General features: G+C 62.1%; 19 protein-coding genes. 14 read left to right on the forward strand and 5 right to left on the reverse strand.

Annotated elements, in window-relative coordinates; translation table 11 throughout:
• Positions 1-2 precede the first annotated feature (2 nt).
• From AC1RO5_RS04430 to AC1RO5_RS04490, 13 genes are all read left to right on the forward strand, one after another.
• Positions 3-881, forward strand: coding sequence for a substrate-binding periplasmic protein (locus AC1RO5_RS04430; RefSeq protein WP_493173077.1), 879 nt, complete (start codon positions 3-5; stop codon positions 879-881).
• The gene (locus AC1RO5_RS04435; RefSeq protein WP_493173079.1) at positions 878-1,627 is read left to right on the forward strand and encodes a quinoprotein dehydrogenase-associated SoxYZ-like carrier; all 750 of its coding nucleotides are present in this window, start codon (positions 878-880) and stop codon (positions 1,625-1,627) included. Before AC1RO5_RS04430 ends, AC1RO5_RS04435 begins: the two co-directional genes overlap by 4 nt.
• A gap of 15 nt (positions 1,628-1,642) precedes the next feature.
• The gene (locus AC1RO5_RS04440; protein ID WP_493173081.1) at positions 1,643-2,578 is read left to right on the forward strand and encodes a quinoprotein relay system zinc metallohydrolase 1; all 936 of its coding nucleotides are present in this window, start codon (positions 1,643-1,645) and stop codon (positions 2,576-2,578) included.
• Between the two features lie 265 nt (positions 2,579-2,843).
• Positions 2,844-4,619, forward strand: a complete 1,776-nt coding sequence (locus tag AC1RO5_RS04445; protein WP_493173083.1) for a PQQ-dependent methanol/ethanol family dehydrogenase — start codon at positions 2,844-2,846, stop codon at positions 4,617-4,619.
• 252 nt (positions 4,620-4,871) lie between these two features.
• Positions 4,872-6,392, forward strand: a complete 1,521-nt coding sequence (gene exaC, locus AC1RO5_RS04450; protein ID WP_258668748.1) for an acetaldehyde dehydrogenase ExaC — start codon at positions 4,872-4,874, stop codon at positions 6,390-6,392.
• 329 nt (positions 6,393-6,721) lie between these two features.
• Positions 6,722-6,793: a pyrroloquinoline quinone precursor peptide PqqA gene (pqqA, locus tag AC1RO5_RS04455; protein ID WP_081499480.1), complete on the forward strand. Its 72-nt coding sequence runs from the start codon at positions 6,722-6,724 to the stop codon at positions 6,791-6,793.
• 53 nt (positions 6,794-6,846) lie between these two features.
• Positions 6,847-7,761, forward strand: a complete 915-nt coding sequence (gene pqqB / locus AC1RO5_RS04460; protein ID WP_493173085.1) for a pyrroloquinoline quinone biosynthesis protein PqqB — start codon at positions 6,847-6,849, stop codon at positions 7,759-7,761.
• A 48-nt stretch (positions 7,762-7,809) separates the two neighbouring features.
• Entirely contained in the window at positions 7,810-8,562 is a 753-nt protein-coding gene (pqqC, locus tag AC1RO5_RS04465) for a pyrroloquinoline-quinone synthase PqqC (protein WP_493173087.1), read from the forward strand.
• A complete protein-coding gene (gene pqqE, locus AC1RO5_RS04470; RefSeq protein WP_493173089.1) occupies positions 8,559-9,692 on the forward strand; it encodes a pyrroloquinoline quinone biosynthesis protein PqqE in 1,134 nt (377 codons plus the stop codon). The genes pqqC and pqqE overlap by 4 nt, the downstream gene beginning before the upstream one ends.
• 115 nt (positions 9,693-9,807) lie before the next feature.
• On the forward strand, positions 9,808-10,971 hold the full coding sequence (gene ercA, locus AC1RO5_RS04475; RefSeq protein ID WP_493173091.1) for an alcohol dehydrogenase-like regulatory protein ErcA: 1,164 nt from the start codon (positions 9,808-9,810) through the stop codon (positions 10,969-10,971).
• Complete coding sequence (locus tag AC1RO5_RS04480; RefSeq protein WP_493173095.1) at positions 10,955-12,682, forward strand: hybrid sensor histidine kinase/response regulator; 1,728 nt, start codon at positions 10,955-10,957, stop codon at positions 12,680-12,682. Before ercA ends, AC1RO5_RS04480 begins: the two co-directional genes overlap by 17 nt.
• Before the next feature lie 221 nt (positions 12,683-12,903).
• The gene (locus AC1RO5_RS04485) at positions 12,904-14,568 is read left to right on the forward strand and encodes an MFS transporter (protein ID WP_493173099.1); all 1,665 of its coding nucleotides are present in this window, start codon (positions 12,904-12,906) and stop codon (positions 14,566-14,568) included.
• Positions 14,565-15,698: an HlyD family secretion protein gene (locus tag AC1RO5_RS04490; protein WP_493173103.1), complete on the forward strand. Its 1,134-nt coding sequence runs from the start codon at positions 14,565-14,567 to the stop codon at positions 15,696-15,698. Before AC1RO5_RS04485 ends, AC1RO5_RS04490 begins: the two co-directional genes overlap by 4 nt.
• A 115-nt stretch (positions 15,699-15,813) precedes the next feature.
• On the opposite strand, the gene copD is transcribed toward AC1RO5_RS04490, so the two are convergent.
• Together copD and copC are read right to left on the reverse strand one after the other, a co-directional pair.
• Positions 15,814-16,674: a copper homeostasis membrane protein CopD gene (gene copD / locus AC1RO5_RS04495; RefSeq protein ID WP_493173105.1), complete on the reverse strand. Its 861-nt coding sequence runs from the start codon at positions 16,672-16,674 to the stop codon at positions 15,814-15,816.
• 3 nt (positions 16,675-16,677) lie between these two features.
• Complete coding sequence (copC, locus tag AC1RO5_RS04500) at positions 16,678-17,043, reverse strand: copper homeostasis periplasmic binding protein CopC (protein ID WP_493173107.1); 366 nt, start codon at positions 17,041-17,043, stop codon at positions 16,678-16,680.
• A gap of 139 nt (positions 17,044-17,182) precedes the next feature.
• Here copC and AC1RO5_RS04505 point away from each other — a divergent pair, with 139 nt between their 5' ends.
• A complete protein-coding gene (locus AC1RO5_RS04505; protein ID WP_007937670.1) occupies positions 17,183-17,803 on the forward strand; it encodes a TetR/AcrR family transcriptional regulator in 621 nt (206 codons plus the stop codon).
• Between the two features lie 137 nt (positions 17,804-17,940).
• Here the strand turns inward: AC1RO5_RS04505 and preA are convergent, their stop codons facing one another.
• From preA to hydA, 3 genes are all read right to left on the reverse strand, one after another.
• Entirely contained in the window at positions 17,941-19,215 is a 1,275-nt protein-coding gene (preA, locus tag AC1RO5_RS04510) for an NAD-dependent dihydropyrimidine dehydrogenase subunit PreA (protein ID WP_493173109.1), read from the reverse strand.
• Positions 19,216-20,583 carry an NAD(P)-dependent oxidoreductase gene (locus AC1RO5_RS04515; RefSeq protein WP_493173112.1) on the reverse strand — a complete coding sequence of 456 codons (1,368 nt, stop codon included), beginning with the start codon at positions 20,581-20,583 and terminating at the stop codon, positions 19,216-19,218.
• Positions 20,584-20,739: 156 nt separating this feature from the next.
• Positions 20,740-22,179 (reverse strand): dihydropyrimidinase, encoded by a 1,440-nt coding sequence (hydA, locus tag AC1RO5_RS04520; protein ID WP_018929684.1) that lies wholly within the window; start codon positions 22,177-22,179, stop codon positions 20,740-20,742.
• Positions 22,180-22,241 lie beyond the last annotated feature (62 nt).

Raw genomic sequence — 22,241 nt, forward strand, 5'->3', positions numbered from 1 at the left:
CCATGCGCCTGCTCGCGGTGTTGATCAGCGCTGTGTGGTTGTGCTGCCAGGCAGCGCAGGCACAGGTCCGAACCTATGACGAAATGATCGCCGCCGCCGAGCTGAAAGTCGCGGTCTACAAGGACTTCGCGCCCTACAGTTTCGAAGACGCCGGCCAGCCTCGCGGAGTCGATGTCGAACTCGCCCAGGCCTTGGCCAAGGCCATGGGGGTAAGCCTGAAACTGATCTGGGCACCCGCCGGGGAGAAGCTCGACGACGACCTGCGCGATTACATCTGGCGGGCCAGTCAGCTGCACAATCAGCAACTGGCCGACCTGATGATGCGCGTGCCCTACGACCGCGATTACTCACAGAAACGCAATGAGCTGGGCGAACTGGAGAACGGCCATGTGGTGATGTTCGGGCCGTACCAGACCGAGCAATGGCAAGTGGCTTATGACCGTCGTCGGCTGGACTCGGTGGCCAGCGTCGCGGTGTTCCAGCAGCACCCGATCGGCGTCGAAGTCGACAGTGTGCCGTCGTTTTACCTGACCTCGGTGTTCAACGGCATGCTTGCCGCCAAGACCCACCATTACCCCGGCGTGCCCCAGGCGTTTGCCGCGATGAAGGCGGGTGAAGTCGACGCGGTGATGGCTATGCGCGGCGAGATCGACTGGCAGGTTCATCAGGCCGCCGACCCGCAAGTGGCGCTGGCGGAAAACGCCTATCCGAACATGGGCAAGCAACGCTGGGAGATCGGCATGGCGGTGCATGAAAGCAACCGGCAACTGGCCTATGCGGTGGAAGAGGCGCTGGAGGCGTTGATTCGCGAGGGCACGGTCAAAAGCATTTATGCCCATTACGGCCTGCGCTATGACGTGCCTGAGATGTATCAACAATGAACTGGCGCGCGCGTTGGCTGTTGGCCTGTTGGTTGCCCTTGGCCGCGCAGGCGGTTGAGGTCGACCCGGTGCCGTCGGTGATGTGGGCGTTCTATCACAAGCAGATGCTTGGCGACGCACCGTTTGTGTTCGACGAGCGGGTCAAGCTGCTGGCACCGCCGTTCGCCGAAGACGCCCGGCAAGTGCCGTTGGAAATCGACGCTCGGGCGTTCAAGGGCGAAGTGGTGCGAATCCTTGCCTGGGCCGAACTCAACCCGCTGCCGAAAATCGTCGACTTCGAGCCTTTGACCGGTGTGCTGCCCTGGCTGTCGATCCGCATTCGCGTTGAACAGGCCACGCCGTTGCGCGCGGCAGTGTTGACCCGCGATGGGCTGTGGCATGTCGGCTCGACCTTGATCGATGCGGCGGGCGGCGGTTGCACGGCGCCGAGCGTGGTGCGCACCCAGCCGGGCTGGGAAGAACACATCGGCGAAGTGCTTGGCGGTCGTTATCCCCGTGGTGAATTCAGCCGCGTGCGTTTGCAGGTGGCGCATCCGATGGACAACGGCATGGTCAGCGGCATCCCGGAATTTTTCCTCAACCAGGCCGAGCTGCGGGACTCAGACAACCGGGTACTGGCGCGTCTGGAGCTGTTCCCGGCGGTCAGCGAGAACCCCAACCTGGCTTTCGACATCGAAGGTGCGGGGCGGACGCGCCTGATATTGCGCGACAACAGCGGCAATCAATTCGATGCGGCCATACCCTGACCCAAGGAGCGTGTGATGCGCTGGATGCTGTTGTTGTTCATCTGTGTGAGCCTGCCGACCCTGGCCGATCCCGATTACGCACTCAAGCCCCGACAGATTGCCGAAGACACCTGGCTGCTGGAGGGCAGCACCGACAATTTCGCCAAGAACAACGGCGGCAACATCGTCAACACCGCGTTCATCGTCACCGGGCAAGGGGTGGTGGTGATCGATACCGGGCCATCGAAGCGCTATGGAGAAGCCCTGCGCAAAGCGATTGCCGCAACCACCGATAAGCCGGTGATCCAGGTGTTGCTGACCCATCACCATCCCGACCATGTGCTGGGCAATCAGGCCTTCACAGACGTGCCGATCGGTGCACTGGCCGGCACCACCGAGCTGTTGCATCAACAGGGTGATGCGATGGCCGAGAACATGTATCGGCTGGTGGGTGACTGGATGCGCGGCACCGAAGTGGTGTTGCCGACGCAGACGCTGACGCCTGGCGTGCAAAGTTTTGGGAACCACGATCTGCGGCTGCTGAGTCTGGGTGGGCACACCGGCGCGGATCTGGCTATTCTCGACCAGAAAACCGGCGTGCTGTTTGCCGGGGATCTGGTGTTTTATCAGCGGGCCCTGACCACGCCGAACAGCCTGGGGCTGTCAGTGTGGCTGGCGGATATCGCCACGCTACAGGGGCTGCCGTGGACGCTGATCGTGCCCGGGCATGGGCCCGTGGCAACGGACAGCAAACCGTTCGAGCAGATGCGCGATTACCTCTCCTGGCTCGATCAACTCATGCGCGACGGTGCGGCGAACGGCAGCGACATGGCCGAGATGATCCGCAGCCCCATCCCCGAACGTTTCGCCGGGATCAGCCTGAGCCGCTATGAACTGATCCGTAGCGTCAGCCATTTGTACCCGCGCTATGAGCGTGCACAGATGAGCCGAGTCGATTCCGGCACGCGCTGACTCTGATCGTTCCCACGCTCTGCGTGGGAATGCCTCAACGGACGCTCCGCGTTCGGCTCTGCGAGGGACGCGGAGCGTCCCGGGCTGCATTCCCACGCGGAGCGTGGGAACGATCATCATCCAGTGTTCATCTCCTCCGACCCGCTACCAAGGAACTAGAAATCTCCGCATTGCGGGCAATTGTTGCAAGGGCGGCGGCGCCCAAGAATCTGCACCAGACCGGGAAAATTTCCCGGGTATAACAAAAACCGCAGAGGTAGCCGTCATGACCCAACCCGCACGTCGCCAACCCTTCGTCTTGAGCGTGCTGCTCAGTGCCATGCTGTTGTCCGGCCAGGCAATGGCCGCAGTCTCCGATCAAGACATCCTCCAGGATCCGAAGAATCCGGAACAGGTCGTCACCAATGGCCTGGGCGTCCAGGGTCAGCGCTACAGCCCGCTGGACACCCTCAATGTCAACAACGTGAAAGACCTGCGCCCGGTCTGGGCCTTTTCGTTCGGCGGTGAAAAGCAGCGCGGTCAACAGGCGCAGCCGATGATCAAGGACGGCGTGATGTACATGACCGGCTCCTACTCACGGGTGTTCGCCGTGGATGCGCGCACCGGCCGCAAGCTCTGGCAATACGACGCGCGCCTGCCGGATGATATCCGTCCGTGCTGTGACGTGATCAACCGCGGGGTGGCGCTGTATGGCGACCTGGTGATCTTCGGCACCCTCGACGCCAAGCTCGTGGCCCTGAATAAAGACACCGGCAAAGTGGTGTGGAGCAAGAAAGTCGCCGACCACAAGGAAGGCTACTCCATCAGCGCCGCGCCATTGGTCATCAACGGCAAACTGATCACTGGCGTGGCCGGTGGCGAGTTCGGGGTGGTGGGCAAGATCGAAGCCTATGACCCTAAAAACGGCGATCTGCTGTGGACCCGGCCAACGGTCGAAGGCCACATGGGTTACGTCTACAAAGACGGCAAGGCCGTAGAGAACGGCATCTCCGGCGGCGAAGCAGGCAAGACCTGGCCGGGCGATCTGTGGAAAACCGGCGGCGCTGCGCCTTGGCTGGGTGGCTACTACGATCCGGAAACCAATCTGCTGCTGTTCGGCACCGGCAACCCGGCACCGTGGAACTCGCACCTGCGTCCGGGCGACAACCTTTACTCATCCTCGCGCCTGGCGCTGAACCCGGACGACGGCACGATCAAATGGCACTTCCAGAGCACCCCGCACGATGGCTGGGACTATGACGGTGTGAACGAATTGGTGTCGTTCAACTACAACGAAGGCGGCAAGGAAATCAAAGCCGCAGCCACGGCGGACCGTAACGGTTTCTTCTACGTGCTGGATCGCACCAACGGCAAATTCATCCGCGGTTTCCCGTTCGTGGACAAGATCACCTGGGCCAGCGGCCTGGATAAAAACGGCCGGCCGATCTACAACGAGGCCAGCCGTCCGGGTGCGCCGGGTTCCGAGGCCAAAGGCAGCTCGGTGTTTGTAGCGCCGGCGTTCCTCGGCGCGAAAAACTGGATGCCGATGGCCTACAACCGCGACACCGGCCTGTTCTATGTGCCGTCCAACGAGTGGGGCATGGACATCTGGAACGAAGGCATCGCCTACAAGAAAGGCGCGGCGTTCCTCGGCGCCGGTTTCACCATCAAGCCATTGAATGAAGACTACATCGGCGTGCTGCGCGCCATCGACCCGAAAACCGGCAAGGAAGTCTGGCGCCACAAGAACTTCGCGCCGCTGTGGGGCGGGGTGCTGACCACCAAGGGCAACCTGGTGTTCACCGGTACGCCGGAAGGTTTCCTACAAGCGTTCAACGCCAAGACCGGCGAGAAAGTCTGGGAATTCCAGACCGGCTCCGGCGTGCTCGGCTCGCCCATCACCTGGGAAATGGATGGCGAACAATACGTTTCGGTGCTCTCCGGCTGGGGCGGCGCGGTACCGCTGTGGGGCGGCGAAGTGGCCAAGCGCGTCAAGGACTTCAACCAGGGCGGCATGCTCTGGACCTTCAAGCTGCCCAAAGACCTGGTTGCCAAGCACTGATCGTTGATCGTTCCCACGCTCTGCGTGGGAATGCAGCCCAGGACGCTCTGCGTCCCCTCCAGAGCCGAACGCGGAGCGTCCGTTGAGGCATTCCCACGCAGAGCGCGGGAACGATCACCTGCAGCGGCGCCTTCTACTACCAAATAACGAGAGTCCCCCTGCCAACGGCGCATTCGTCTGGCACGCGGGGCTCTCTACTATCGGTTCATCGCCTGTTGGCCTGACAGGCATCGACCCAGACAGAGGCCCATCATGATCTACGCACAACCCGGAACACCTGGCGCCATCGTTTCCTTCAAACCGCGCTACGGCAATTTCATCGGCGGCGAGTTCGTCGCCCCGGTCAATGGCGAGTACTTCACCAACACCTCACCGGTCACCGGTGAAGTGATCGCCGAGTTCCCGCGCTCCAGCGCCGCCGACATCGAAAAGGCCCTCGACGCCGCCCATGCCGCCGCTGATGCCTGGGGCAAAACCTCGGCGCAGGACCGTTCGCTGGTGCTGCTGAAGATCGCCGACCGCATCGAACAGAACCTGGAAATCCTCGCCGTCACCGAAACCTGGGACAACGGCAAGGCCGTACGCGAAACCCTCAACGCCGACGTGCCGCTGGCCGCCGACCACTTCCGTTACTTCGCCGGGTGCATCCGCGCCCAGGAAGGCGGCGCCGCCGAAATCAACGAACTGACCACTGCCTATCATTTCCACGAACCGCTGGGTGTGGTCGGGCAGATCATCCCGTGGAACTTCCCGCTGCTGATGGCCGCGTGGAAACTCGCCCCGGCGCTGGCGGCCGGCAACTGCATCGTGCTCAAACCCGCCGAGCAAACACCGCTGTCGATCATGGTGTTCGCCGAGCTGATCGCCGATTTGCTGCCGGCCGGTGTGCTGAACATCGTCCAGGGTTTCGGTCGCGAAGCCGGTGAGGCGTTGGCCACCAGCAAGCGCATCGCCAAGATTGCCTTCACCGGTTCCACCCCGGTGGGCGCGCATATCATGCATTGCGCCGCCGAGAACATCATTCCAAGCACCGTTGAACTGGGCGGCAAGTCGCCGAACATCTTCTTCGAAGACATCATGAACGCCGAACCTGCGTTCATCGAAAAAGCCGCCGAAGGCCTGGTGCTGGCGTTCTTCAACCAGGGCGAAGTCTGCACGTGTCCGTCCCGGGCACTGGTGCAGGAATCGATCTACGAACCGTTCATGGCCGAGGTGATGAAGAAGATCGTCAAGATCAAGCGCGGCAACCCGCTGGACACCGAAACCATGGTCGGCGCCCAGGCGTCCGAGCAGCAATACGACAAGATCCTCTCGTACCTGAAAATCGCCCAGGAGGAGGGCGCCGAGCTGCTCACCGGCGGTGCGGCCGAGCGTCTGGAAGGCGACTTGTCCAGTGGCTATTACATCCAGCCGACGCTGCTCAAGGGCCACAACAAAATGCGCGTGTTCCAGGAAGAAATCTTCGGCCCGGTGGTGGGTGTCACCACCTTCAAGGACGAAGCCGAAGCCCTGGCGATTGCCAACGACAGCGAATTCGGCCTCGGCGCCGGCCTGTGGACCCGCGACATCAACCGCGCCTACCGCATGGGCCGGGCGATCAAGGCCGGGCGCGTCTGGACCAACTGCTACCACCTGTACCCGGCCCACGCCGCGTTCGGTGGCTACAAGAAGTCCGGTGTCGGCCGTGAGAACCACAAGATGATGCTCGACCATTACCAACAGACCAAAAACCTGCTGGTGAGCTACGACATCAATCCGCTGGGGTTCTTCTAACCCCATAAGCACACCACAAACCCTGTGGGAACGAGCCTTTGTGGCGAGGGGGCTTGCCTGTGGCGAGGGAGCTTGCTCCCGTTCGGCTGCGAAGCAGTCGCGAAGCTTTTGGGGCCGCTTCGCGACCCAACGGGAGCAAGCTCCCTCGCCACAGGCCCCCTTCACCACATTGGCCCGTTCCCGCATTGGTTCTGTGTGTGCTTGAAAGCCTTGCAACACCCCCTACCAACGCACGCCGCCACCTCCTTCGAAAGTAGCATTCGGGCAGTTGGCGCCCCGTGCATTAATGGCTCTACCGGAATCGTCCGGCACAAGAAGAGGAATGACCCATGTGGCATAAACCCGCGTTTACCGATCTGCGCATTGGCTTCGAAGTGACGATGTATTTCGCCAATCGTTGATTGATCGCCCGGTCAGCCGTCGCGTTGGCCGGGCCTGCTTTCTGGAGCCTGCCATGCACATCCGCGTTCTCGGTTCCGCCGCCGGCGGCGGTTTTCCGCAATGGAACTGCAACTGCCGCCAATGCGCGGCGATGCGTCACGGCAGCCTGCGCGCACAACGCCGCACGCAGTCGTCCATTGCCCTGAGCGACGACGGAGTGGAATGGATACTCTGCAATGCTTCACCAGACATCCGCGCACAACTCGAAAGTTTCCCGACGCTGCAACCGGCCCGCCGCGTGCGTGACACGGCGATTGCCGGGGTGGTCCTGCTGGACAGTCAGATCGACCATTGCACCGGCCTGTTGAGCCTGCGCGAAGGCTGTCCGCATTCGGTCTGGTGTACCGAGCGGGTGCATGAAGACCTGAGCAGCGGCTTTCCCTTGTTCAGCATGCTCAAGCACTGGAATGGTGGTTTGCAGTGGCAACCCATCGAGCTGGACCGTGAACCGTTCAGCATCGCGGCCTGCCCACACCTGCAATTTCGCGCGATTCCATTGGTCAGCAACGCGCCGCCGTATTCCCCCAATCGTGGCAACCCGCAGCCGGGGGACACCATCGGCCTGTTCATCGAAGACCTGCGCAGCGGTGCATCGGTGTTCTATGCGCCGGGTCTGGGGCAGGTCGACGCCGAAGTATTGAGCTGGATGCAGCGCGCCGATTGCCTGCTGCTGGACGGCACGCTGTGGCGCGACGATGAAATGCGCGTGTGCGAAGTCGGCCAGAGCCTGGGCCGCGAAATGGGCCACCTGCCACAAAGCGGTCCCGGCGGGATGCTCGAAGTGCTGGAGGGCTTCAATCGCCAGCGCAAGGTGCTGATTCACATCAACAACACCAACCCGATCCTCGACGAAGACTCGGCCGAGCGGGCGTTGCTGGAGCGGCGGGGGATTGAAGTGGCCTATGACGGCATGAGTATTGAGCTGTAGCGGATGGCCCCATCGCAAAACCCAACGGTTGTTCCCCGGAGAACCGCAATGACTGACACCCCCATGACCCCCGCCGAATTCGAAGCGGCCCTGCGCGCCAAAGGCGCCTGTTACCACATCCACCATCCATTCCACCAAGCCATGTACGCCGGGCGCGCCACCCGCGAGCAGATCCAGGGCTGGGTCGCCAATCGCTTCTACTATCAGGTGAACATTCCCCTGAAGGACGCGGCAATCCTCGCCAACTGTCCGGACCGCGACGTGCGGCGGGAATGGCTGCAACGGATTCTCGACCATGATGGCGCCCCCGGCAGCGAAGGCGGCATCGAAGCCTGGTTGCGTCTGGGCGAAGCGGTGGGCCTGGATCGTGAGCAGATTCTGTCTCAAGAACGAGTGCTGCCCGGTGTGCGTTTTGCCGTGGACGCCTACGTCAATTTCGCCCGTCGCGCCTGTTGGCAGGAAGCGGCCAGCAGTTCGCTGACCGAGCTGTTCGCGCCGCAGATCCATCAGTCCCGGCTCGACGCCTGGCCCAGCCATTACCCATGGATCGACCCGGCCGGTTACGACTATTTCCGTACGCGCCTGAGCCAGGCCCGGCGCGATGTCGAGCATGGTTTGCGGATCACCCTGGCGCATTACGTCACGGTTGAGGGCCAGCAACGCATGCTGGAGATTTTGCAGTTCAAGCTTGATGTGCTGTGGAGCATGCTCGACGCGATGAGCATGGCCTATGAGCTGGACCGCCCGCCGTATCACACCGTCACCGCCGAGCGGGTCTGGCACCGGGGGATCGCCCTGTGAACGCGGTCGAACAGCAACCCGGCCCACCGCTGTGGTTGTTGGCGGAGTTGACCTATCGCTGCCCGCTGCAATGCCCGTATTGTTCCAACCCATTGGATTTCGCCCAACAGGGCGAAGAGCTGACCACCGCCGAATGGATTCGGGTGTTCCGTGAGGCGCGGGAGATGGGCGCTGCGCAACTGGGCTTTTCCGGTGGCGAGCCGTTGGTGCGCCAGGACCTCGCCGAGCTGATCAAGGCGGCGCGAGACATGGGTTACTACACCAACCTGATCACCTCGGGTATCGGCCTGACCGAGCAGAAGGTCCGCGACTTCAAGGTCGCCGGGCTGGACCACATCCAGATCAGCTTTCAGGCCGCCGACGAAGCGGTCAACAACATGCTCGCCGGCTCGCGCAAGGCCTTCACCCAGAAACTGGCCATGGCCCGGGCGGTGAAAGCCCAGGGCTACCCGATGGTGCTGAACTTCGTCACCCATCGGCACAACATCGACCAGATCGCGCAGATCATCGAACTGTGCCTGGAGCTGGAGGCGGATTTCGTCGAGTTGGCGACGTGTCAGTTCTACGGCTGGGCCGAACTCAACCGCGTCGGCCTGTTGCCGACCCGCGAACAATTGCAGCGCGCCGAGCGCATCACCAACGAGTATCGCCAGCGGCTTGAGGCCGAGGGCCACCCGTGCAAACTGATTTTCGTTACCCCGGACTACTACGAAGAACGCCCCAAAACCTGCATGAATGGCTGGGCCAACCTGTTTCTCGACATCACCCCGGACGGCACGGCGTTGCCTTGCCACAGTGCTCGCCAGTTGCCGGTGCAGTTTCCCAACGTGCGCGAGCACAGCGTCGAACACATCTGGAACGACTCCTTCGGCTTCAATCGTTTTCGCGGCGATGACTGGATGAAAGAGCCATGCCGCTCTTGCGATGAAAAACATAAGGACCTGGGCGGCTGCCGCTGCCAGGCATTCATGCTCACGGGGGACGCGAGCAACGCCGACCCGGTGTGCAGCAAGTCGCCGCACCACGACGTTATTCTCAAGGCCCGGGACGAAGCCGAAGCGCCGGGGCAGGGCATGGAACACCTGACGTTGCGCAATGAGAAGGCTTCGCGGCTGATCTTTCGCGGATAAATTGCGAACGCGAAGCCCCACCCCAGGCAGTTGCTACCCATTGGTCTGATTGCATTCGCAGCCGGATGCTTTAGTGTTGGCTTTACCTTCCAAAACAATAAAAACAGGCTTTCCAATGAGCCACAATCTCAGTCAACTGCGTAAATTCGTTTCGCCTGAAATCATCTTCGGTGCCGGCTGTCGGCATAACGTCGGCAATTACGCCAAGACCTTCGGCGCCCGCAAGGTGCTGGTGGTCAGCGACCCCGGTGTGATCGCCGCCGGTTGGGTCGCCGATGTCGAGGCCAGCCTGCAAGCCCAGGGCATCGATTACTTTGTGTACAGCGACGTTTCGCCCAACCCGCGGATCGAAGAAGTGATGCTCGGTGCCGAGTTGTACCGGGAGAATCACTGCGATGTGATCGTCGCGGTCGGCGGTGGCAGCCCGATGGATTGCGGCAAGGGCATCGGTATCGTCGTCGCCCACGGGCGCAACATTCTTGAATTCGAGGGCGTGGACACCCTGCGCATGCCCAGCCCGCCGCTGATCCTGATCCCGACCACCGCCGGCACGTCGGCCGATGTGTCGCAGTTCGTGATCATCTCCAATCAGCAAGAACGCATGAAATTCTCCATCGTCAGCAAGGCTGCGGTGCCGGACGTGTCGCTGATCGATCCGGAAACCACCCTGAGCATGGACCCGTTCCTGTCGGCCTGTACCGGCATCGACGCGTTGGTCCACGCCATTGAAGCCTTTGTTTCCACCGGTAACGGACCGCTCACCGATCCCCACGCGCTGGAGGCGATGCGGCTGATCAACGGCAATCTGGTGCAAATGATCGCCAACCCGAACGACATCGCCCTGCGGGAAAAAATCATGCTCGGCAGCATGCAGGCCGGGCTGGCGTTCTCCAACGCGATCCTCGGCGCGGTGCACGCCATGTCCCATAGCCTCGGTGGATTCCTCGATCTGCCTCACGGCTTGTGCAACGCGGTGCTGGTGGAACACGTGGTGGCGTTCAACTACAGCTCGGCGCCGGAGCGCTTCAAGGTGATTGCCGAGACCTTCGGCATCGATTGTCGCGGCCTGAACCACCGGCAGATCTGCGGGCGTTTGGTCGACCACTTGATCGCCCTCAAACACGCCATCGGCTTCCACGAAACCCTGGGCCTGCACGGGGTGAGTACGTCGGACATTCCGTTCCTGTCGCAACATGCCATGGACGACCCGTGCATCCTTACCAACCCGCGCGAATCCAGTCAGCGCGACGTCGAGGTCGTCTATGGCGAAGCCCTCTGACGAACAGCAACGGGCGCTGACCGGGTTACTCGGCCTGGGCAATCACTCGGCGCGCAAGAGTCATTACCCGGAACTGGCCGCGCGCCTGGATGAACTGGAGGCCGAGCGCAATCGCTACAAATGGCTGTTCGAAAACGCCGTGCACGGAATCTTCCAGGCCAGCCTGCAGGAAGGCATGCGCGCCGCCAACCCGGCGCTGGCACGGATGCTTGGCTATCAGGACCCCCAGGAGGTGCTGTTTTCCCTGACGGACCTGGCGGGCACGCTGTTCGTCGGCGGCGCGCAAGAGCTGGAAAGCATCGGTGAAATCCTCCAGCGCGAACGCAGCCTGCTGGGCTATGAAACCCAGCTGCGGCGCAAGGACGGCAGTGTCCTCGACGTGTTGATGAACCTGCTGCTCAAGCCGGATCAACAAGGCCTGGTGGAGGGTTTTGTCGCCGACATCACCGAGCGAAAACAGGCCCAGGAGCGTTTGCAACAGCTCAACGACCAACTGGAGCAGCGGGTCACCGCGCGCACCAATGAGTTGCTGGAAGCCAACCGCAATCTGCAACAGCAGATCACCCAGCGCAAACAGATCGCCGAAGCCTTGCGCGATGCCCGTGATGCCGCCGAGGCCGCCAATCGCAGCAAGGACAAATACCTCGCCGCCGCCAGTCACGACTTGCTGCAACCGCTCAACGCCGCGCGTTTACTGATCTCGACCTTGCGCGAACGCCATTTGCCCGACGTCGAACAGGTACTGGTGGAGCGCACCCATCAGGCACTGGAAGGGGCCGAAGACCTGCTCACCGACCTGCTGGATATTTCCCGGCTCGATCAGGCCGCGGTAAAGCCGGACGTTGCCCTGTACCGCCTCGACGAATTGCTCACACCACTGGTTTCGGAATTTCAGTCGGTGGCCGCGGCGGCCGGGTTGAACCTGCGGGTGCACATGGGCGATTACGCCATTCATACCGACTTGCGCCTGATGACGCGGATTCTGCGCAACTTCCTCAGCAACGCCTGCCGCTACACCGACGAAGGCAGCATCCTGCTGGGTGCCCGACGCCGGGGAGACGCGCTGCGTATTGAAGTCTGGGACACCGGGCGCGGGATCCCGGCGGATCGTCTCGACTCGATTTTCCTTGAATTCAACCAACTGGACGTTGGCCGCGCCGCCGACCGCAAGGGCGTGGGCCTGGGGCTGGCAATTGTCGAACGCATCGCCAAGATCCTCGATTACAGGATTCAGGTTCATTCGCGGCCGGGACACGGTTCGATGTTCAGCATCGAGGTGCCGATTTCCCGTGAGATTCCATTGCCGATCAGCCAGGCCGCGCCGCAGCCGAGCACCGGCAACCCGCTGCCGGGGCGGCGCCTGTTGGTGTTGGACAACGAAGTCAGCATCCTTGAAAGCATGAGCGCGCTGCTCGGGCAGTGGGGCTGCGAGGTGGTGACCGCCACCGACGAGGCTACCGCGCTGGTGGCCTTGCAGGGGCAGGCCCCGGAACTGATTCTGGCGGACTATCACCTCGATCACGGAGTGGTGGGCTGTGAAGTGATCCGGCATTTACGCGAGCATTTCAGCCGGGCGATACCGGCGGTGATCATCACCGCCGATCGCACCGATCAGTGTCGTCGCTCGTTGCAGCGACTCGACGCGCCATTGCTGAACAAACCGGTGAAGCCCGGCAAGTTGCGTGCAGTGTTGAGTCAGTTGTTGGCGTAGCGATAGTGCGGGGCGAGGGGGAGAGGTGCTTTTGTGGCGAGGGGGCTTGCCCCCGTTGAGCTGCGAAGCAGCTCAAAAATCTCTGATTTACCAAAAATCTTGTGAGTGCTACGCACTCAGACGGGGGCAAGCCCCCTCGCCACAGGCTCGCTCCCACATGGGTATGTTTCCCCCATGTTTTTCCGGCAAACTGACAACACTCCTTGAATCAAGGCCATCGAATGGATCACTACACCCCGCGCGACTGGCAGCCCCACGAGCGGCCCAGCCTGCCCGGTTCGCCCTCGACGCCGTTGCACTCCAACCCCAGGCGGCTGGCCTACGCGCTGGTGGGGGTGTTGGTGGCATTGACCGGTGGACTCGGCAACTCGCTGGTGGTCGCCAACCTGCCTTACCTGCAAGGCGCGCTGGGGGCGACCACGGCCGAGATGGCCTGGCTGCCGGCGGCTTACGTGATGACCAACGTGTCGATGAACCTGCTGCTGGTGAAGTTTCGTCAGCAGTTCGGCCTGCGGGCGTTCACCGAAGTGTTCCTGATGCTCTATGCGCTGGTGACTTTCGGCCATCTGTTCGTCAACGACTTGAGTTCGGCGATTGCCGTGCGCGCGGCCCACGGCATGGTCGGCGCGGCGCTGAGTTCGTTGGGCCTGTATTACATGATCCAGGCTTTCCCGGCGAAATGGCGGATGAAGGCGCTGGTGTTGGGCCTCGGCACCTCGCAACTGGCCTTGCCCATGGCGCGGTTGTTCTCCGAGGACCTGTTGCAGATCGCCGAATGGCGCGGGCTGTACCTGTTCGAACTGGGCATGGCGCTGTTGTCTCTGGGCTGTGTTTTTCTGTTGAAACTACCGCCGGGTGACCGCTTCAAGACCTTCGAAAAACTCGACTTCCTGACCTTCGCCATCCTTGCCAGCGGCGTGGCCTTGCTCTGCGCGGTGTTGTCTTTGGGGCGGATCGACTGGTGGCTCGAGGCGCAGTGGATCGGAGTGGCCTCGGCGGCTTCGATCGTGTTGATCCTCACGGGCCTGGCCATCGAGCATAACCGCAGCAACCCGATGCTGATGACCCGCTGGCTCGGCAGCGGGGCGATGATTCGCCTGGCCCTGGCGGTGATCCTGATTCGCATGGTGACGTCGGAGCAGTCCACCGGCGCAGTGGGGTTCATGCAGGCGCTGAACATGAGCAGTCAGCAGTTGCATAGCCTGTATGTGGTGATGTTGATCGGCAGTATCGCCGGCCTTGCCACCAGCGCCCTGACCATCGACCCCAAGCACCTGATCATGCCGCTGAATATCTCCTTGGCACTGATGGCGGTCGGTTCGGTGATGGACAGTTATTCGAACAACCTGACCCGCCCGGAAAACCTGTACTTCAGTCAGTTTTTGCTGGCCTTCGGCGGGACGTTTTTCCTCGGGCCGACCATGGTCTACGGCATGCGTAACGTGCTGTCCAGCCCGCGCAACCTGGTGAGTTTCTCGGTGCTGTTCGGTATCTGCCAGAACCTCGGCGGCCTGATTGGCGCGGCATTGCTGGGGACGTTTCAGATCGCGCGCGAGAAGTTTCATTCCAGCCACATCGTCGAGCAACTGACGTTGCTTGACCCGCGTGTGGCGGCGCGGGTCCAGAGCGGCGGGAATGCGGTCGGCTCAATGATTGCCGACCCGAGCCTGCGCAACCTGCAGGGCATTCGCAGCCTGGCCGCGGCGGCCACCCGCGAGGCCAATGTTCTGGCCTATAACGACGTGTTCATGCTGATTGCCGTGATCGCGGTGCTGACCATGATCTGGATTTCCATTCGCGCCCTGTGGCTGATGAGCACTACCCAGGCAGTCACCCCGGCGCCTGCTACTCCAACCAAACAACCCAGCGGTGCCTCTTCTCCATGACCGAACCGACCACCACCAACACCATTGCCGCCACCCCCGAAGGCGTGACGCCGCCATCCTCGCCGGGCACTGAACCGCGTTCGCTGGGGGTACGGATCATCTCGTCCCTGGGCTTTGCGGCGATTGCCATCGTCGGTGTGCTGATCGTGTTGTATGCCTGGCAACTGCCTCCGTTCAGCAGCGCGGTCGAGACCACGGAAAACGCCCTGGTGCGCGGGCAGGTGACGATCATCGGCCCGCAACTCAGCGGTTACGTGTACGAAGTGCCGGTGCAGGATTTCCAGTATGTGAAGGCCGGGGATTTGCTGGTGCGCCTCGACGACCGCATCTACAAGCAGCGTCTCGATCAATCCCTGGCGCAACTGGCGGTGCAGAAAGCCGCGCTGGCCAATGTGGTACAGCAACGCAACAGTGCCGAAGCGACCATCAAATTGCGCCAGGCGGCGGTCGCCGACGCTCAGGCGCAGTTGCGCAAAAGTGAAGCGGATTTGCGCCGTAACAAAGAGCTGGTCGGTGATGGCTCGGTGTCGAAACGCGAGCTGGACGTGACCCTGGCCGCCAACGCCCAGACCGTTGCCGCCGTGGCGCAAGCCCAGGCCAACCTGGACATCGCCCGGCAGGATTTGCAAACGGTGATCGTCAATCGCGGTTCGCTGGAAGCGGCGGTGGCGAGTGCTGAAGCGGCGGTGCAACTGGCACGGATTGACCTGTCGAACACCCGCGTGGTGGCACCGCGTGACGGTCAACTCGGGCAGATCGGCGTGCGCCTGGGCGCCTACGTCAACTCCGGGGCGCAGCTGATGGCGCTGGTGCCGAACCAGTTGTGGGTGATCGCCAACATGAAGGAAACCCAGATGGACAACGTGCGGGTCGGCCAGCCGGTGAGCTTCACCGTCGATGCGCTGAACCACCAGAAATTCCACGGGCGGGTGCAGCGGATTTCACCGGCCACAGGCTCCGAGTTCAGCTTATTGCAGGCTGACAATGCCACTGGCAACTTCGTCAAGATCGCCCAGCGGGTGCCGGTGCGGATCACCGTCGATGCCGATCAGGAGCAGAGCGAGCGGCTGCGGCCGGGGATGTCGGTGGTGGTGAGTATTGATACCGCTGCGCCGATTACCCCTGACTGACACCGCCCCTTGTAGGAGCGAGGCTTGCCCGCGAAGAGGGACTGTCAGCCGACATCAATGTTGAATGACAGACCGCTTTCGCGGGCAAGCCTCGCTCCTACAGGGGAGGTGTGTTTCAGGAGGCGATCATTGGGGGCAGGGTGCCCAGCAGTGAAACCGCCGCTACCGCGCCGATCCCCAGTATCCATTCCAGCATGACGCTGGTGCGCAACAGCCCCGGACGCTGCTGGCAATCCTTGACCCGCAGCCGATTGAACAGCGCCAACCCCAGCATTGCGATCACCAGCACGACCTTGATCGACAGAATCAGCGCAAACCCGGACAGCAACGGCGTCGGCCAGAACACGCCGGTCAATACCCGCACGTTGATCAGCCCCGTTATCACCAACCCCGCCACCAACGCGTAACCGATCCCGCTGAAGCGTTGCAGTATCGTGCTCAAGGGATGAGCGTCCGGTTGGCGCAGGATCATCACCAGCAGCATCAACCCACCGAGCCAGGCGCCAACGCAGGTCAGGTGAATAATCTGGTTGAGGATCAACAGTTGGCCTTGCAGGCCATCGAGCATGGCGCCATGACCGACCGGGGCCAGCGTCGCCAGCAGCAGGCTGGAAAGGCCGATGCGCAAGGGCATGCTGGAGCGCCAGGGCGTCAGCAGCAGGGCCATGAGCAACAGATTGAGCATCAGATGCCAGCGCCAGACCTGACCGAAAAAGGTATTGCTCAGCACCAGACTCAGCGTCGCCGGATCGAATGCTGCGTTCGAGGAGCCGGCCATGCTGGCGGTGATCAGCAGCAACCAGCCGACGCCGCTGAGCAACGCCACCGCGCTGAGCCAGCGGGTCACTCGCGCCAGGGCCGGATCCAGCAACGCCGTTTCACGGCCCAACAGCAAAGGCCTGAACACCCAGGCCCCGAACAGCATCAGCACCACGGTGAAATGCAGGAAGCGGCACAGCACCAGCGCATCGGTCATGAATTACTGACCCACCTTGAAGCGGTAGGCGCCTTCACTTTTATGGGTGTCGACCGACACGGCGTGCCATTCGACCTTGTAATCGCCAGCGGTCAACGGCGCTGCCGGAGTGACGACCAGGGTTTTCTTGTCGCTGCCTTCGGTGGCGAGGCTTTTTACCGGTACGTCGGCACCGTCCTTGCTGATCGTCACTTTGGTGAACGTTGCTTCAACCCCTTCGGAAAACACCAGGCGCAGTTCCGCAGGCGCGCTCACCGTGCTGTCGGCCGCCGGGGTCTGGCTTTTCAGATGGGCGTGGGCAAATACCGATGAAGCGGCGAGCAGCGAGCCGAGCAGGGCAGCGGTGGTCAGGGCGTTCTTGAGCAGCATCGTGAATACCTCGCAGGCAAGTTCAAAGAGGCGACCAGTTTACCCGCCGCAAGACCGCTGTACGAAGTTTCGTTTTCCCCTGTCGCCGCGACGTAGAGCGGATGCTAGTCTTGACCAACGCTGTTGTCAGGGAGCCCTCATGGGCAATCACAAGATCGAGATTCGTCGCAGTAACGTCGAAAAAATCCTGCTGGCGGCCGAAAAGGTCTTCGCCGAAAAAGGCTTCGGCAGCACCGCCATGGCCGACATCGCCGCTGAAGTGCAACTGCCGCGCTCCAACCTGCATTACTACTTCAGCACCAAGAGCGAGCTGTACAGCGCGGTGCTCCTGGGGTTGCTGGAGGTCTGGAAGCAGGACGCCCTGTGCTTCGAAATGTTCGACGACCCGCGAGTGGTGCTCAGCAGCTACATCCGCGCCAAGATGAATCATTCCCGCAGCCGGCCGTATGGTTCGAAAGTCTGGGCCAACGAAATCATCCACGGCGCACCGACCCTCGGTGAGAAACTGGATGCCAGCCTGTACGACTGGGCCAAGATGAAAGAAGCGAAAATTCGCCAGTGGGTGGAAGACAAACGCATCCTGCCGGTGGAGCCTTCCAGCCTGCTGTACATGATCTGGGCCTCGACCCAGCACTACGCCGACTTCGATCATCAGGTGAATATTCTTAATGATCATCAGCCGTTGTCGGACATGCAGTTCGAACGGGCGGTGCAGACGGTGACCAGCGTGATCTTGCGCGGGATCGGTTTGGAGCCTTGAGGTAGGCCAGATCGTTCCCACGCTCAGCGTGGGAATGCAGCCCGGGACGCTCCGCGTCCCAAGAGCGGACGCAGAGCGTCCATTGAGGCATTCCCACGCAGAGCGTGGGAACGATCGGCGCCCGGACGATGCATTACTCAAACGGAAACGTGATACGGATTCCTCGGATCATGGTTCCAATCCAGAAACGGCTTGCCCGTATCCACCGGCACCATCTCGATGCAATCCTGCACCGGGCAGGTGATCTGGCACAGGTTGCAGCCCACGCACTCCTCATCGATCACTTCATATTTATGCGTGCCGTCTGCCTGTTTGAGGCTGGCAATCGCCTGGTGCGAGGTGTCTTCGCAAGCGATGTGGCAGCGACCGCAACCGATGCACGCCTCCTGATCGATTTTCGCAATCACCTGATAGTTGATGTCCAGGTACTTCCAGTCCGTGGTATTGCCCACCGCGCGCCCGGAAAACTGCGACACGCTGGTGTAACCCTGACTGTCCATCCAGCGTGACAAACCGTCCTTCATCTCCTCGACAATCCGGAAGCCATGCAGCATCGCCGCCGTGCACACCTGCACCGAGCCGCTGCCCAGGGCTATGAATTCCGCCGCATCGCGCCAACTGCCGATGCCGCCAATGCCGCTGATCGGCAAGCCCTGGGTCTGCGGGTCGCGGGCGATCTCGGCGACCATGTTCAACGCAATCGGCTTCACCGCCGAACCGCAATAACCGCCGTGGGTGCTTTGGCTGCCGACGGCGGGATTGGCGACCATGCGCTCCAGATTGACGCTGGTGATCGAGTTGATGGTGTTGATCAACGACACCGCATCGGCGCCACCACGGTGTGCGGCACGGGCGGCGACGCGGATGTCGGTGATGTTCGGCGTGAGCTTGACGATCACCGGCAACGAGCAATAGGTCTTGCACCAGCGAGTGACTTGTTCGACGTATTCCGGTACCTGGCCGACCGCCGCGCCCATGCCCCGTTCCGGCATGCCGTGGGGGCAACCGAAATTCAGCTCGATGCCATCGGCGCCGGTGGCTTCCACCAGCGGCAGGATGTTTTTCCACGATTCTTCAACGCAAGGCACCATCAACGACACGATCAGAGCACGGTCTGGCCAGTCCTTTTTGACCTGGGTGATTTCTCGCAGGTTGATTTCCAGCGAACGGTCGGTGATCAACTCGATGTTGTTGAAGCCCATCACTTCACGGTTAGCCCCGAAGTGCGCGGAGTAGCGTGACGACACGTTGACCGCCGCCGGGTCTTCCCCCAGGGTTTTCCAGACCACGCCACCCCAGCCTGCCTCGAACGCACGGACCACGTTGTAGGCTTTGTCGGTCGGCGGCGCGGAAGCGAGCCAGAACGGGTTGGGGGCCTTGATGCCGGCGAAGACAATCGAAAGATCGGCCATTTACGCAGCCTCCACGTTGAGCATGAGTTGGGCGTTGATGGCCTCGGCGGCCAGCTTGCCGTGCTGCACGGCTTGCACGGTGAGGTCTTGATCGAGGCTGGTGCAGTCGCCGCCGGCATACACGCCGGGAATGCTGGTGCGCAGATGTTCGTCGACGAGAATGCGATCACCCTGACGCTTGAGTTCACGGGCCAGCGGATCGGCGAGGGCGCTGGCGTCGAAGGCCTGGCCGATGGCTTTGAAGATAGCGTCGGCGGCCAGTTCAAAGGTTTCGCCGGTGGTTTGCAGGCGACCTTCCACCAATCGAGTGCGGGCGAAGCGCATGCCGCGCACGTTGCCTTGGTCGTCGAGCAACACCTCTTCGGGTTGCGCCCAGGTCAACAGCCGCACTTGATTGGCCTTGGCGATGTCCTGTTCGTGACCGGTGGCGCCCATGTCCGTGACGCCACGGCGGTACACCAGATTCACGTCACGGGCACCGAGGCGGGCCATTTGCACGGCCATGTCGATGGCGGTGTTGCCGGCACCGAGGACGATGCAGCGCTCGGCCAGCGGCAGCTGTGTCAGGTCATCGGCCTGGCGCAGTTCGCGGATGTAGTCGGTGGCGGGGAGCAGGCCGGGGGCATCCTCGTTGGGCAGGCCCAGTTGTTTGCTGGCGGCCAGGCCCAGGCCGAGAAACACCGCGTCGAATTGCTGATGCAGTTCGCTGAGGGTCAGGTTATCGCCGAACTTCTGCCCGTGGCGAATCTCGATTCCGCCAATCCCCATCAGGAATTCAAGTTCCTTCTGTGCGTAATCGTCCACCAGTTTGTACTTGGCGATCCCGTATTCGTTGAGGCCGCCAGCCTTTTCCCGTGCCTCGAAAATCACCACGTCATGGCCGTGCATGGCGCTGCGGTGCGCGCAGGACAAACCGGCCGGGCCGGCCCCCACCACGGCAATGCGCTTGCCGGTTGCGGCGGCGCGCTGGAACGGGTGTTCGCTGAAATTCGCGTTGTCCACGGCGTAGCGTTGCAACAGGCCGATCAGCACCGGCGCGCATTCCTGGGCGTTGTTGCGCACGCAGGCTTGCTCGCAGAGGATTTCCGTCGGACAGACCCGGGCACAACTGCCACCGAGGATGTTGGCCGAGAGGATCTTCTGCGCCGCGCCCTGAACGTTTTCCTGATGGATATTGCGGATGAACGACGGAATATCGATGTCGCTCGGGCACGCGTTCACGCACGGCGCGTCGTAGCAATACAGACAGCGCGAGGCTTCCAGGTGCGCCTGACGGTCGTTGAGCGGCGGCGCCAGGTCGGTGAAATGGCCGGCGAGGGCGGCCGCGTCCTCATGGGGATGCGGGAGGTGGTTCAAAGTCTTGATCACGGTGTTGGCCTCACGGTTAATTGAGGTACTGCCTCTGATGGGCTGATCGTTCCCACGCGCCGCAAAGGAATGCCTCAAGGGACGCTCCGCGTTCCCCTCTGGGACGCAGAGCGTCCCGGGCTGCATTCCCACGCAGAGCGTGGGAACGATCGGGGGTCAGCGTTTTACTGCTGTCGGCTTATGCAACTCAGCCCGCTTGCTCAGCAAATCAAACACCGCCGGATACGCCGGCCGTTCGATATACCGGCCCGCGCCACGCTCGGCGCGCAAATCACCATCGGCCCACACCACTCGGCCCTGGCTGACGGTGTGGCTCGGCACGCCGCGCACGGTCTTGCCTTCGAAGATGTTGAAGTCGACCTGCTGGTGGTGAGTCTTGGCTGAAATCGTCCGCGTGCCTTCCGGGTCCCACAACACCAGGTCGGCATCGGCACCGACACGGATCGCACCTTTGCGCGGGTAGAGGTTGAAGATCTTCGCGGTGTTGGTGGAGGTGAGCGCTACGAAGTGCTGCATCGACAAACGCCCGGTGTTCACCCCTTCATCCCAAAGCACTGCCATGCGGTCTTCGATACCGGCGGTGCCGTTGGGGATCTTGCTGAAGTCATCGCGGCCGGCAGCTTTTTGCTCGGCGCAGAAGCAGCAGTGGTCGGTGGCGGTGGTGTGCAGGTTGCCCGCTTGCAGGCCATGCCAAAGGGCTTCTTGATGACCGCGCGGGCGGAAGGGTGGGCTCATCACGTAACCGGCGGCGGTCTGCCAGTCCGGGTGTTGGTAAACGCTGTCGTCCAGCAGCAGATGCCCGGCCAGCACTTCGCCGTAAACCGGTTGGCCCTTGGCGCGGGCATAGGTGATTTCGTCGAGGGCTTCCTTGGTCGAGACATGGACCAGGTACAGCGGCGTGCCGAGGGTTTCGGCAATGCGGATCGCCCGGCTCGCGGCTTCACCTTCCACCTGCGAAGGCCGCGACAGCGGATGCGCTTCCGGCCCGGTGATGCCCTGGGCCATCAACTTGCGTTGCAGGTGATAGACCAGCTCGCCGTTTTCCGCGTGCACGGTCGGCACCGCGCCCAATTCCAGGCAACGCTCGAAACTCGCGACCAGGGTGTCGTCAGCAGCCATGATCGCGTTCTTGTAGGCCATGAAATGCTTGAAGCTGTTGACCCCGTGCTGGCTGACCAGCTCGGCCATTTCCTCGCGAACCTGCTCGCTCCACCAGGTGATGGCGACGTGAAAGCCGTAGTCAGACGCCGACTTTTCGGCCCAGCCGCGCCATTGATGAAAGGCCTCCATCAATGATTGCTGCGGGTTGGGTATCACGAAGTCGATGATCGACGTGGTGCCACCGGCCAATCCCGCTGCGGTGCCGCTGAAAAAATCTTCGCTGGCCACCGTGCCCATGAAGGGTAGTTGCATGTGCGTGTGCGGATCGATGCCGCCGGGCATCAGGTATTGGCCGCTGCCGTCGAGCACTTGCGCATCGGCGGGAACATCGAGGTTTTCACCGATGGCTTTGATCACGCCGTCGGCGCAATACACGTCGGCGCGATAACTTTCATCATGGGTAATAACGGTGGCGCCACGGATCAACAGAGACATTCCGAGTTCCTCGCAGGCATGACCGACTATTGCCGGTTCTAGATGTTTTATATGCAGCAGAC

The organism is Pseudomonas sp. GW822-FHT02G04, from assembly GCF_058802085.1.